Consider the following 13394-nt stretch of genomic DNA (forward strand, 5'->3'; position numbering starts at 1 on the left):
CCTTCTGTGCCCGATACGGTGATGCAGAACAATGATGGACGAGGCAGTTGCCCCCGGCAGGAGGGCAGGCGTGGACGGAGCCGGCCAACCACGGGTGAGCGAGGAAAACGCCCGCAGATGGTGACGAAAACAGGCGTCTGGCTCGTCGGCGCGCGCGGGAACGTCGCCACGACCGCGATGATCGGGGCGCACGCGATCGCCAACGGCGCGACCAGTACGGACGGAATGGTCACCGAGCGCACCCCCCTGACCACCCTCGATCTCCCGGCGGTCGAATCGCTGGTTTTCGGTGGTCACGACATTCAGGCGGGCAGCGTCGTCGACACCGCCGAGCGCCTCCACGAGCGCAACGGGGTTCCCGACCGCGACACGCTCGACGCGGTCCACGAGGACCTCGCCGCGATCGACGACCGGATCGTGACCGGCACCGCGCGCAACTGCGGACGCACCGTCGCGGAACTTGCCGACGACGCGGCGTTCGACGACGATACCCTCTCGCTTCGGGAGCTCGTAGAGCGCATCCGGGCCGACTACGATGCATTCCGCAAGGACGAGGATCTCGATCGGATCGTGGTGGTGAACGTCGCCTCCTCGGAGCCGCTGCCCGCCGATCCCGACCAGTACGACTCGATCGAAGCGATCGAGGCCGCGCTCGACGCCGACGACCCGCTCCCGGCGAGCGCGCTCTACGCCTACGCCGCCATCGATGCAGGCCACCCGTTCGTGAACTTCACGCCGAACGCCGCGAACGCGCTCGGTGGAATTCAGGAACTCGCCGAACGCGAGAACGTCCCCCACATGGGTCGTGACGGCAAAACCGGCGAAACCCTCCTGAAGACCGCGCTCGCGCCGATGTTCGCTGGCCGCAATCTCCGAGTGCTGTCGTGGGAGGGCCACAACATCCTCGGGAACAAGGACGGCGCAGTGCTCGAAGACGACGCGAACAAAGCGGGCAAGCTCCAGAGCAAAGGCGGCGTGCTCGACGGCATCCTCGATTACGACACCCACAATCGAGTGCGGATCGACTACACGCCCGCACTCGGCGACTGGAAGACCGCCTGGGACGATATCCGGTTTCGGGGCTTTCTCGACACGCAGATGAAACTCCAGTTCACGTGGGAGGGCTCCGACTCGGCGCTCGCCGCGCCGCTCGTGCTCGATCTCGTGCGGCTGCTCGCGCACGCCGACGAACAGGGCGAAGGGGGGCTCCAGCCCCACCTCGCCTCCTTCTTCAAGGACCCGCTCGGCGTCGACGAACACGACCTCTCGCGGCAGTTCGATCGGCTCTACGAGTACGCCGACCGGCACGCTGCCGGAGAGAACGAAGCGGGGGATGGATCGTGAGCGACGCCGCGAGCGTCGGCACTGCGGGCCGGGCGATCGTGCTCGACGTCATCGGGCTCGAACCAGGCCACCTCGATCGGGGGCTCGCGCCGAACATCGCCGACCTCGTCGGCGAATCCACACGGGCGACGCTCGAACCACCGTTCCCGTCGGTCACCCTCCCGGTGCAGACCACGCTCGCGACCGGTCGCTCGCCCGAATCCCACGGCGACGTCTCCAGCGGCGAGTACGACCGCGCGAACGACGAGGTCGCGTTCTGGGAGCGCGATCGAGCCGACCGCGACCGGCTCTGGGAGACCGCGAGCGACGCCGGCCTCACCACCGGTGTGTTCTGTTTCCAGCATCTCATCGACACGACCGCCGACGTCGCGCTCACGCCCTCGCCGATCGAGGACGAGGACAACAACATCCTCGAGATGAACTGCTGGACCAATCCCGACGACTTTTACGACGATCTCCAGGAAGAATACGGCCACTTCCCGCTGCACACCTACTGGGGACCGGGCGCGAACGAGGAGTCCTCCACCTGGATCCTCGACGCCGCCACGACGGCGATCGAGCGCTACGACCCTGACCTCCTGTGGATCTACGTTCCCCACCTCGATTACGACGGCCTCCGCCACGGTGCCGGCGACGAACTCGACGACGCGATCGGGGTGGTCGACGATCTCGTCGGCGACTTCCTCGACGGGCTCCGGGGCGACGACCGCTGGGACGAGACCGTCGTGAACGTCGTCAGCGAGTACGGCTTTCACGACGTCGACACCCCAGTCTTCCCGAACCGCGCGCTCCGGGAGGCCGGGCTGCTCTCGGTGATGGACGACGGTGAGGGTGGCGAGGAGGTCGATCTCGACTCGTCGAGGGTGTTCGCGATGGTTGATCACCAGGTGACCCACGTTTACGCCGACGAGAGCGCGGTCGACGACGCCCGCGAGGCGCTCGCCAGTCTAGAGGGCGTCGAGCGCGTGCTCGGCGACGAGGGGAAGGCCGAGTACGGTGTCGATCACCCGAATGCGGGCGACCTGGTGCTCGTGGCGGAGCCATCGGCGTGGTTCCAGTACTACTGGTGGCGCGACGACGCCGATGCACCGTACTACGCGACCGACATGGATATCCACGCCAAACCCGGCTTCGACCCCTGTGAGCTGTTCTTCGGTGACAGCGGTCTCGCATCGCTCGATCCAACGCTCGTCGGCGGCTCGCACGGCCGGGCGGACTGCGGGGGGTTCTACGGGCTTGGCGGCCCGGCCGCACCCGAATCGGTCCCCGAGACGGTCGATGCGCGGACGGTCGCGCCGACGCTCGTGGATCTCCTCGATGTCGACGTGGAGATGGCGTTCGAAACCGACCCGCTCTGATCGAGCGTCTGGCGAGCGCTATCGTCCCCACTCCCACCACGGCGGCAGCGCCGCGACCCGCTCGGCGATCCGGGGGAACACCCACACCGACCCGCCCGCGATCGCGGCGGCGAACGCGGCCGAGCCGAGCGTCGATTCCGTGAGGAGGACGATCGCCGCACCGCCGTGGGCCGCGAGCAGAATCGTGAGGTTGTGCGAGACGGCGCGCGCGAGGAGCAGTCGTGGCGTCAGCGGCGGCCACGCGAGCGACGTCCAGCCGGTACGGACCGTGCCGATGGCGACCGCAGCCGTCGACAGCGCGACGATCGCGGCGAACTTCACCGCGGCGTTGGCGGCCGCGTCGAGCAGGCTCAAAAGGGCCGGCCACGCCAGCACCGCGACCTCCGCACAGCCGAAGAAGACGCCCTCGATCCACCGCTCGACGCCGACTTTCTCGGCGTTTCGCGGCCCGGCCTTGCGCCGTTCGGTAGTGTGATCCGATCCCCTGTTCGGTGGCACTATCTCCGATTCACCCCATTGTACGAGTGACGACGCTCCCACGCGTGCGGTGGCGTACACATCGCAGCGCAGCGGGCCGTCTCAGTCCTCCTGTCCGACCCGAATGACCTGGAGGAGCGATTCGACCGGCACGCCCTCCAGCTCCTCGACACCGCGCTTGTCGACCAGCACGCCACAGCTCACCGGCGTGCCGCCCTCCTCGGCGATGGCGTCGACCGTCTCGGTCATGGTCGTGCCGCTCGTGATGGTGTCGTCGATCACGTAACACTCCCGGTCGCGGATCCCCGCGAAGTTCCGCGAGAAGTTCCCGCTGAGGTCGTCGATGTCGCCCTCCTCCCACTGGTGTTTTCGGGGGGCGTACGTCGCGAGGTCGGCGTCGAGTTCGAGCGCCACGGTGGTCGCGAGCGGCGTGCCGGCCTTCTCGATCCCGACCACGAGATCGATCTCCTCGTTGTCACCGTCCGTGCTGCCGAGCAGGTCGGCCATCGCGCGGCCGACGTACGAGAGCCGGGTGCTGTCGCGGCCGAACGCGCTCCAGTCGACGTGGATGTCTTCGAGTGCGTCGGTCGCCGCCGGCTCCCGGGTCGTCGTGCCGCCGCCGCGCTCGACCAGCCAGCTCGCGGTCTCGCGCGAGACGTTGAGCTCGTCCGCGATCTCGCCGTTCGATAGCCCCTGGTCGGCGAGTTCGTTCGCGCTGCCGATCAGGTCGTCGACGTTCTTCATCGCCGGGGGTTGCGCCCGGCCTGTAATAGGTGTGTTGTCGTCGGGTCGCGCGAGCGGCCCCGATCAGTACGTGCGTCGTCGCTGCCCGCCGTCGTCGATCGATCGATCGGCCCCCATCGGCGTCGCGCCGTCACACCGGTCCGCGCCGGCGGCGATGGCGTCGAGCGTGAGCGCCTCCGTCGGGCCGTTCCGCCGTGCGCTCTCGCTCGCGTGTTCCATACACGAAAGCAGCGTGTCGGTCGCGGCCCCGCGGGTCGTGACGTGCCCGATTGGCCGCTCGGTCACCGTCTCCCCGGCACGCTCCCGACACGTCAGTCGCCAGCGCCCGTCGAGATCGAACGACAGCGGGTTCGCGTCGTCGGCCTTCGTCGCCGCCACTTCGAACCCGCCGTAGGCGAACACGAGCTCGTCCTCCTCGACGTGCTTGCACACCCACCCGCACGGTAGCTGTACGTCTTCGGATAGTGGACTCATGCCTTCCTCCCCCTGTACCCACAAACACGCAGCAACTGTCTTCACGTTCTGCCTGCGGCTGCCAGCATACTATATGGACCCCCGTCGCCGCTTCGTATACCGTCACGAACGAGAGAGTGTCCGGAAACGCCGAACGGTGCGCCCACGGTCGCCGCCGATTCGAGCGTGCGTCAGGAGAACTCGATGTCGGCAGTGTACCGATCGACGAGGAGCACGAGCGCGCCGCCGATGGTGGCGACGAGGACTAGCGTCGTGGCTGCTATCGGACTCACGTCCGGAGTGTTTTCCAGTACTTTGATCGCGGGGAGCCGAAGCGCGCCGACCATCAGGCTCACGAGGAAGGTGAGTGTCGCCTCTCGATAGGTCGCGAGCGCCCATCGGATGGCGTAGGCGATGGAGAAAAGTCCGATGAGTGCGCCGACCCCGAACGCTCCGACGACGATACCAGGTTCGATGACCGCCGCGAGGCTTCCGCCGGTTGCGAGACCGACGAGCGCTTCGGTGAAGTCCGAAAGGACGCCGGTCAGGTACGTGTACTGACCAAGCAAGAGCAGGAAAAAGGCACCCGAAATACCTGGAAGGATCATCCCGGCAATGGCGATAGCGCCTCCGATGAGAACGAACAACGGCGAGTTCGGTAGTCCACCGCTCGCGCTCGCGCCTGAGATCACGAAAGCGATGACGAAACCACTGATCGCGACTGCGAGCCGGCGCGGTGTATCGATCTTGACGTGTCCGTAGAGAACGATAGCGCTCGCGGCGATCAGCCCGAAGAAAAACGCGAACGTCGGGCCAGGATACGTCTTGCGAGCGATGTCGACGACGTGGGCGACGCTCACGATTGCCGTGGCGATGCCCGTCCCGAGCGCGAACAGGAAGGGAACGTCCATTTCGACCAGCACGGCCCGAAGCTCGGCGCGTTCGGTCCGGCGGTGGATCCGCGGCAGATAGCGGAGCGCGCTCGGATCGAGCGCGGTGATCGCGGCGATCAGCCGCTCGTAGATGCCCGTGATGAGCGCGATCGTCCCGCCCGACACGCCGGGCACCGCGTCCGCCGCGCCCATGAAGACCCCCTTCAAGTAGACGACGACCCACTCACGCACCGACTCGCGGCCGCTCATCGTGCCGTCCACGCTCCGACCGGTGTCGCCCGAACTGACGCCGTTCTTGCTGTCGAGTCAACGATCCGCTCGCCGGGGGTCGCCATCGTGCTCGCGTTCGTCGTGTTCGCGGTCGTCCCGTTCGCCCCTTCACTTGCGTTCGCTCCGGCCGAGGCGTTCGTCGCCGTGCTCGCGTTGCTCGACGTGTTCGTTCCATCAGCGTCCGATGCGTTGGCGCTCGTCGGGGACGGAACCGACTCCTGCTGGAGGTCGACCGTGACCGTCTGGTTGGTCCGGCCGATCACCGCTCCCTCGGGGACCTCGGCGGTCGCGTTCCACCGGGTCGCGTTCCCGTCCGTGCCCTCGACCGGCGTGCGGAAGGTGTACGGCCCGGTCGCCTGGACCGAGACGTTCGTCGCGCCCTCCTCGGTCCCCCACCGGTCGTAGCCGGTGGTGGAGTACGGCAGCGTCATCGTGAACCCACCCTGGTCGTTCGTCGTAGCCTGCTGGGTGTAGTCGAACGTGGTGTTGGCCCCGGGCATCCGCATCTCGACGGTGGCCTCCACGGTCGTGTTCGCCGGGCCGGTCCCCTCGACCGTCGCGCCCGGCACCCGCTCGAACGTCTTGACCCAGCTCGGCGTGGTGGGGAACAGCTCGGTCGCGTTCAGCCCCGTCGTCTGGAGCCGCTGGAACGCGGTTCGGGAGAGCTGACGCGAGGACTGCTGGCTCGCGTCGGCGAGACGGTAGTGTTCGAGCGCCGCAACCCGTTCCTGGGGGTACTTCCCGACGCCACCGAGCTGGGCCGAGCCGTCCTCCTCGACGAATTGGCGCGCGGCCGACATGTTGTCGAATCGCTTGACCGCCGACTCGTTGCCCGACGGCAGGTACGCGGCCCGTGTCGAGTCGCCCTGGGGGATCGGACTGTCGTAGTCGACCACGACGGGTTCGGGTTCGACCGCGCTGCCGTGGAACGTGTACAGCCGGGTGCGCATGGTCTCGAAGTGGCGCTGCTCGTAGGCCAGGAAGGCCGTGGTGGGCTGTTCGCCGGACGACTGGATGATCGGCGTCACGTCGTCGTAGATCGAGAGCGGACCGTCGTTGTACCACGTGAACGGGGCGGAGAACAGCGCCCCGCCGGCGGGATCGGCCATCCGCCAGTCGATCATCACGTAGCGCACACCCTCGCCGTCGTCCATTCGGGTGATCTCGTTGGCTTCGCTTGGCTCATCGGCGAGCAGGAAGTTCGCCGCCTGGCGCGCGTTCTGCTGGAACGGGTTCGCGGTCGGGATCCGCTCGCCGAGCACCGTGATCCAGTGGCCGTAGTCCCACCACGACAGCACGCCGTAGGCCCCGTCGGGGTAGTTGAAATCGTCGACGCGGTCGTACTCGCCGTAGTACTCCATCGACGCGTTGCCGCCGCCGTAGCTCCCCTCGGCGGGCGTGTTGTTCGCCATCCACTCTAGACTGCTGTCCCAGCCGAAGACGGTGCTGCCGGGCGAGGAGCGGCTGTCAGCGTAACCGCCGGCGGTCGTCAGCGCCCCGCTCCCCACGCCGCCCCCGCTGCTGCCCGCGGCGAGCGGCGCGGTGATGAGGAAGACGACCGCGAGCACCGTGAGCACCTGGTAGGCCTCGAGATCGCGGAGTCGCCCCCCCGTGTCGGCGGAGGCGGAGCCGAGGAAGCGGACCAGTTCGCCGACGATCACCGCGTTCAGCACGCAGATCGGGACGATGAGGTAGTAGTTGAACCGCGACTGGGTGAGCGTCGCCGCGGTCATCAGCAGGGCCCAGACGAGCACGAACACCGAGGCCGCCCGCTGGTCGCTCCGGCCGAAGACGAGCCGCCCCACGAGGACGACGGCACCGACGATCGCGGTGAAGAAGGCGAGTCCGTAGGAGTTCCGGAAGAAGGTGAGCGCCTGGTCGACAGCGGTCCCGAACGGGACGCCGGTCTGGAACGGGGGCTGGGCCTCGCCGACGGTCAGTGCGGTCGCGCGCGAGCCGAACCCGACGACCCGTTCGAGCTGGGTGAGGAGGTAATCGAACAGCGCGGGCGTGAGGAGCGACATCGCGAGCGCGACGACGACGAACAGCCCGAAGATCGTCGCCGGGTAGGCGTAGCCAGGCAGATCGCGCGTCTCGACGGTGCGGGCGAGCCACGCGAGGAACACACAGCCGATCGCGCCCGCGAACGCGAGCCCGGGATGGAGGATCGAGAAGTTCGTCACGCTCACCTCGAACGTGTCGAACGTGACGAGCATGAGGAACCCCGCGACCGACAGCGTGACCGCGCTCACGATGGCGACGTGTTCGGGGCTCTCGCCGCGGAGGTACGCGGCGGGGAGCGCGACGAGCAGGAAGATCCCGAAGATCCCGACGAGCAGGAGGCCCGGCGGCCACGCCCAGACGTAGAGCGCGATCGCGATCCCCGCGAGCACGCCCCAGCCGACCGGCCGGCGCAAGGAGGAGACGTCACGCTCGACGAACTGCTCGTAGACGGGTTTCTCGCGCTCGGCGACCGTGAGCGCGATCAGGATGACTGCGACCGCGAGCACCTGGAAGAACGCCTCGGCGGCGTGGTGGTCCGAAAAGCCCGCGATCGACCGGGCGAGGAACGTGCTCGGCGAGAGCGCGAGGATCGCCACGCCGACGACGCCGCCGAGCCGGCCGCCGAAGCGCTTGCCGATGAAGTACGCCGGGATCGCGGTCAGCGTCCCGAACACTGCGGGCGCGAACAGCAGGGCGAGCGCAGTGGTCTGCTGGGTGGGGCTGCCGAGCCCGACCGCGAGCGCCGCGGTGGCGACGAGCTGGTCGTACAGCGTGCCGAACTGGCCGACGGCGGTTCCCGTGGGGAAGCTGGTCCACGGGTCGAACGGCATCGTCCACGGCCAGTGGCGGGTCGTGTACTCCACCTGGCGGAGGTGATACCACGCGTCGTTGCCGCTGAAGTACACCTCGCCGTCGACGAGGAACCGCTGCCAGTTGCGCACCCGGATCCAGAGCATGAAGCCGAGGAGCAGAACCAACAGCGGAACGTGATACCACGACTCGGCGCGAGCGAGCGTGGAATCGGCGGCAGAAAGGCGTTCGGCGAGTCGTTCGCGACGCTGACTCATTGGCGCTATCCAGTCGGAAGACGCGCATAAGGCTTGTGAAACGACGAACCCCATCCCCGAGACCGCGCAGCCGGAACGGAAACGGCTATGCGTCGGCCACTGCGAGACGCCGCCATGCGGGTCTCGGTCGTCCTCTGTACGTACGATCCGGCGCTGTTCGACACGTTCCGCGACGTCGCCGACGACGTGCTCGACCAGACCCATTCACCTATCGAGCTCGTGGTCGTGATCGACGGGCGGCCCGCGCTCGCCGACCGAGTGCGGGAGGCGTACGGCGACCGCGAGAACGTCGTGATCCACTGCAACGACGAGAACCGAGGCCTCCTCGAAAGCCGGAACACGGGCGCGGAGCTCGCCTCGGGCGACGTCGTGGCGTTCACCGACGACGACGTCCGGGTCGACTCGGAGTGGGTCGCCGAGCTCGTCGCGGCCTACGAGCACACCGACGCGCTCGCGGTCGGCGGCCGGATGACTCCCGAGTGGGTCGCGGGCCGACCAGGCTTCCTCCCCGCGGAGTTCTTCTGGCTCGTCGGCGTCACCCACCGCGGGTTCGGCCCCGACGGCGACGAGACCGCGGCGGGCGAGGTGCGCAACACGTTCGGCTCGAACATCTCCTTCGACAGGGAGGTCTTTCTCGACCTCGGCGGGTTCGATCCAACTATCGGCGGGCGAAAGGGCGATGCGAACCTCCAGGGAGGTGAGACCGAACTCTGCGCCAGGCTCGAACGCGAGTACGGCCACGGCATGTATTACACCCCCGACGCGCGGGTCGCGCACAAGGTGTTCGAATACCGCACCCGGCCACGGTGGCTCGCCGACCGCGCGTTCTGGCAGGGCTACTCGAAGCGGGCGATGGAGACTCTGGTTCCGGACTCGACGGGCGAGGAGAGCGCGTTTCTGCGTCGGCTCCTCACCGAGTTCCTCCCCGGTCGGCTGTGGGATCTGCTCCGGGAGCCGTCGCGCGAGCGCGCGGCGAGGTTGGTCGGGCTGGTCGCGTTCACGGGCCTGGTTGGCTTGGGGTACTGTTATGGACTCACCCAGTTCCCCGGTGAGTTCGGGGCGTCGAAATGACGGCCACCGATGCCGACCGGAGCGGCGACGTCGGGCTACGGGTGCTGTGGCTCACGCCCGACAAGCCCACGGACATCAGCGTCGGGCGGCGGCGGATCGCCGAGCATCTCCGGAGGGAAGGTATCGACGTGACGCTCCGCGGGACCACGTTGCGGACGGTCCTCACCGCGCTCCGCGAACGCGGCGAGTACGACGTCGTCGTGGGAACGACGCGCGCTGGCGCGTTCGGCGGGGTCGCGCTGAAGCTGCTCGGCATCCCGCTCGTGGTCGATCACGTCGATCCGATCCGGCAGTTCGCCGACACCCACCCGCAGCCACTTGCGCTCGCGGTCCGGCTGGCCGAGAACGCCGCGTTCGCGCTCGCCGATCATACTCTCTACGTCTACGAGGAGGAGCACGCCCGCGTCCGACGGTACGCTCGCGCCGCGACCGAGACCGACCTCGGGGTGGCGTACGATCGGTTCGCCGACCCCGATCCTGGCGTCGTCGAGCACGCCCGTGATCGCCTCGCTGCGGCGGGGGTCGGCTCCGACGACCGGGTGGTGATCTACGTCGGTGGGCTCGAACCGATCTATCACGTCGCGGAGCTGCTCGCGGCGATGAGTCGGCTGGACGACTGGCGTCTGGTCGTCCTCGGAACCGGGTCGCTGGAAGGAGTGGTCGAGCGCGCCACGAACGAGCGCGAGAGCGTCGTCTTCCTCGGGACGGTCGATCACGACGCCGTACCGGGGTATCTTCACGTCGCCGACGTCGGCGTCTCGCTGGTCGACGACCCGCACACGCTGAAGGTGCTGGAGTACGCCGCCGCGGGGTTGGGCGTCGTACAGGCCCGCGGCCGTGCCGAGGAGCGGTTCGAGGAGTACGTCACCTTCTGCGAGCCGACGCCAGCGGCCATCGCTCGTGCCGTACGGGAGGCGAGTGAACGCGAACGCGACGAGGAGTTCCGGGAGTTCGTCCGTGAGTTCGATTACGAGCGGGTGGCAGCGAGCTACGCGGCGGTCCTCAGCGAGATCGCCATCCGGGACGCGTAGGTACCCGTCGGTCGGCGCTCGTGGGCCGTGCGCTGTGAGTGGGTTCCGGCGGTGGTCGCGGCCGACCAGCAAACGTTTGTACGCATCGAGACGAGGACGAGTATGCTCACCGACGTCGCCCGAGGGGCAACGTACGCCGTCCGCGAACTCCGAGCCCACTACGACGATCGGCAGTGGTGGAAAGGACGGTTCCGACACCGGGTCGTCGGCGACCTCTACTATGGCCGGCTGCGGTCGAACAACGGCCTCTACGTGATGGAGGAAGATTGGGACGTCCTCGTGCTGCTCGACGCAGCGGGCTACGACCTGTTCCGGACGGAGGTCGGCGCGTTCGACATCGATCCGACCCGGGTCGAAAAGCGGGTGTCGCGCGGGTCAGCCACGCCACAGTTCCTCGCGGAGAACTTCCCCGGAGCGTACCCCGATACGGTGTACGTGACCGCCAACCCGATGGTCGACGTTCACGTCGGCGACGCGTTCCACGACCTCGTTTCGGTCTGGAAGACTCACTGGGACGACGACGAACGAACGGTCCGCCCGGAGGCCGTCCGCGACGTCGCTGTCGAGACCGCCGCGCGCTACCCCGACAAGCGGATCGTCGTCCACTTCATGCAGCCACACTGGCCGTTCGTCGACCGCGACCTGACCGACGAAGTAGTCGGATTCGGCGCGACCCGCGCCCGAGCCGACGAGGCGTTCGCCGGCGACGTCGACGAGGACGAGAAGAACCTCTGGGACCTCGTCGAGGCCGGCGCGATCGCTCCCGACCGCGCCCGGATGGCCTTTACCGAGAACCTCCGGCTCGCGCTGCCACACGCGCTCGACGTCGCTCGCGAAACGACGGGCCGGGCAGTCGTCACCGCCGACCACGGCAATTCGATCGGCGATCGGGCGTGGCCGTTCCCACTCCGGATCTACGGCCATCCCCCTGGCGTCAGGATGCGATCGCTGGTCGAGGTGCCGTGGCTCGCATTCGAGGACGATGAGCGCCGCGACGTCCGAGCCGACGCCACCGCTGAGACGTCGTACGACGACGCCACGGCGACCGAACGCCTCGAAGCGCTCGGCTACGTCGACTGAGGTGGTCGAGATGGACACCCCGGGTCGTCACCGATCCGTAGTGGCACGTGTGAGACCCTAGCGCGTGCGGGCGTCGCGGCGGATGGCAAGTTTCTCGGTCGTCGGCGACGGGGAGCTACTAAATGACCGATCTCGTGCTCGTCACGGTCGACTCGTTGCGGGCCGATCACGTGGGCCGGTACGGCTACGCCCGTGACACCACGCCGACCATCGACGCCGTGGCGGCCGACGGACATCGGTTTGAGAACGCCTTCGCCCACGCGTGTTCGACTCGTCCGTCGTTTCCGTCAATCCTCACGTCGTCGTACCCGCTGATGTACGGCGGATTCGAGCGCATCGCACCAGGCCGGACGCTGGTTTCGGAACCGCTCGCGGACGCGGGCTATGCGAACGCCGGGTTCCACTCGAACCTCTTTCTCTCGGCGGAGTTCGGCTACGACCGCGGCTGGGAGACGTACTTCGACTCGAAGACCGATCCGTCGGTGACCGCCCGCGCCAAGCAGGCGATCAAGGAGCGACTCGACGAGAACGGTCGCCTCTATCGGTTTCTTGCCGGGGCTGTCGACACCGCCGAGCGCGAGGCCGGCGTCAACGTCGGCTCCGCATACGTCCTCGCCGACGAGATTACCGATCGCGCCCTCCAGTGGGTTCGATCGCGGGCCGGTGCGGACTCGCGATTTCTCTGGGTCCACTACATGGACGTCCATCATCCGTACGTCCCACCCGCCCGCCACCAGCAGCCGTTCCGTGATGATCCGATCGGGGAGCGCGACGCCATCCAGCTACGTCGGAAGATGGTCGAAGACCCAGACGACCTCACCACGACCGAGCGTGACGCACTCGTCGACCTCTACGACGCCGAGATCCGGTTCGCCGACGCCGAGATCGGCCGACTACTGTCGGGCATCCACGAGGCGTGGGACGGCGATCCGCTCACGATCGTCACCGCCGATCACGGCGAGGCGTTCGGCGAACACGGGCCGTACAGCCACCCAAACACCTTCTACGACGAGGTAATGCACGTCCCACTGGTGGCGTCGCTGCCGGACGGCGTGGACAGGGCGGCCGGGATGGGTGACGGGGGGGACGGCAGTATCGTCCACGACGATCTCGTCGGTTTGCTTGACGTCGCCCCGACTCTGGTCGATTACGCGGGCGGCGACCGCGAGAACTTCCACGGCCACAGCCTCCGATCGCTCGTCGAGGGCGGCGACTGGCCCCGTGAGCGGGTCGTTGGCGACCACGAGGGCGGCGGCGAGCGAACCGTCGCGATCCGGACCACCGACCGGAAATTCATCCGGCGGGAATCGACGGGTGAGAGTACCGAGGGGACGGTGATGGCCGCTGGCGACGACCGCCCACGGGGTGCGGGCGTCCACGAGGAGCTGTACGATCTCGGGACCGATCCCGGCGAGACCACGAACGTCGTCGCCGAGCGCCCCGACGAGCGCGATCGGTTCCGGGAAGAAGCCGCAGAGCATCTCCGTGCGGTCGCGGCCACCGACATCGATCTCGGCCGAGTTGAGATGGACGACGCGGCCGCGTCGCGCCTCCGCGACCTCGGCTACCGGGAATGACGGGGCCGAGCGACGAGACGACGCG

The 13394-nt window shown here is 68.1% G+C and carries 11 protein-coding genes; 6 read left to right on the forward strand and 5 right to left on the reverse strand.

Annotated features, from left to right (window positions below; translation table 11 throughout):
* Nucleotides 1–117 precede the first annotated feature (117 nt).
* Together TX76_RS13335 and TX76_RS13340 are read left to right on the forward strand one after the other, a co-directional pair.
* Nucleotides 118–1344: an inositol-3-phosphate synthase gene (locus TX76_RS13335; RefSeq protein WP_049903026.1), complete on the forward strand. Its 1227-nt coding sequence runs from the start codon at nt 118–120 to the stop codon at nt 1342–1344.
* Nucleotides 1341–2702, forward strand: a complete 1362-nt coding sequence (locus TX76_RS13340; protein ID WP_049903027.1) for an alkaline phosphatase family protein — start codon at nt 1341–1343, stop codon at nt 2700–2702. Before TX76_RS13335 ends, TX76_RS13340 begins: the two co-directional genes overlap by 4 nt.
* 18 nt (nt 2703–2720) lie before the next feature.
* On the opposite strand, the gene TX76_RS13345 is transcribed toward TX76_RS13340, so the two are convergent.
* From TX76_RS13345 to TX76_RS13365, 5 genes are all read right to left on the reverse strand, one after another.
* Nucleotides 2721–3200, reverse strand: a complete 480-nt coding sequence (locus tag TX76_RS13345) for a hypothetical protein (RefSeq protein ID WP_049903028.1) — start codon at nt 3198–3200, stop codon at nt 2721–2723.
* Nucleotides 3201–3281: 81 nt separating this feature from the next.
* Nucleotides 3282–3923, reverse strand: a complete 642-nt coding sequence (gfcR, locus tag TX76_RS13350; protein WP_049903031.1) for a transcriptional regulator GfcR — start codon at nt 3921–3923, stop codon at nt 3282–3284.
* 63 nt (nt 3924–3986) lie between these two features.
* Nucleotides 3987–4397 carry a hypothetical protein gene (locus TX76_RS13355; protein WP_228842379.1) on the reverse strand — a complete coding sequence of 137 codons (411 nt, stop codon included), beginning with the start codon at nt 4395–4397 and terminating at the stop codon, nt 3987–3989.
* A 170-nt stretch (nt 4398–4567) separates the two neighbouring features.
* Entirely contained in the window at nt 4568–5518 is a 951-nt protein-coding gene (locus TX76_RS13360) for a DUF368 domain-containing protein (protein ID WP_049903098.1), read from the reverse strand.
* Nucleotides 5515–8610, reverse strand: a complete 3096-nt coding sequence (locus tag TX76_RS13365; protein ID WP_049903034.1) for an oligosaccharyl transferase, archaeosortase A system-associated — start codon at nt 8608–8610, stop codon at nt 5515–5517. Before TX76_RS13365 ends, TX76_RS13360 begins: the two co-directional genes overlap by 4 nt.
* A 114-nt stretch (nt 8611–8724) precedes the next feature.
* Between TX76_RS13365 and aglG the strand changes: the two genes are divergently transcribed.
* The 4 genes from aglG (at nt 8725) to TX76_RS13385 (ending at nt 13369) form a co-directional block, all read left to right on the forward strand.
* Nucleotides 8725–9681 (forward strand): glucosyl-dolichyl phosphate glucuronosyltransferase, encoded by a 957-nt coding sequence (gene aglG / locus TX76_RS13370; protein ID WP_049903037.1) that lies wholly within the window; start codon nt 8725–8727, stop codon nt 9679–9681.
* Nucleotides 9678–10712, forward strand: a complete 1035-nt coding sequence (locus TX76_RS13375; protein ID WP_049903039.1) for a rhamnosyltransferase WsaF family glycosyltransferase — start codon at nt 9678–9680, stop codon at nt 10710–10712. The genes aglG and TX76_RS13375 overlap by 4 nt, the downstream gene beginning before the upstream one ends.
* Nucleotides 10713–10814: 102 nt before the next feature.
* Entirely contained in the window at nt 10815–11792 is a 978-nt protein-coding gene (locus TX76_RS13380) for a hypothetical protein (protein ID WP_049903041.1), read from the forward strand.
* A gap of 122 nt (nt 11793–11914) precedes the next feature.
* Nucleotides 11915–13369 (forward strand): sulfatase, encoded by a 1455-nt coding sequence (locus TX76_RS13385; protein ID WP_049903043.1) that lies wholly within the window; start codon nt 11915–11917, stop codon nt 13367–13369.
* Nucleotides 13370–13394: the final 25 nt, after the last annotated feature.

Source organism: Halococcus agarilyticus (assembly GCF_000334895.1).
Taxonomy (GTDB): Archaea; Halobacteriota; Halobacteria; order Halobacteriales; family Halococcaceae; genus Halococcus; species Halococcus agarilyticus.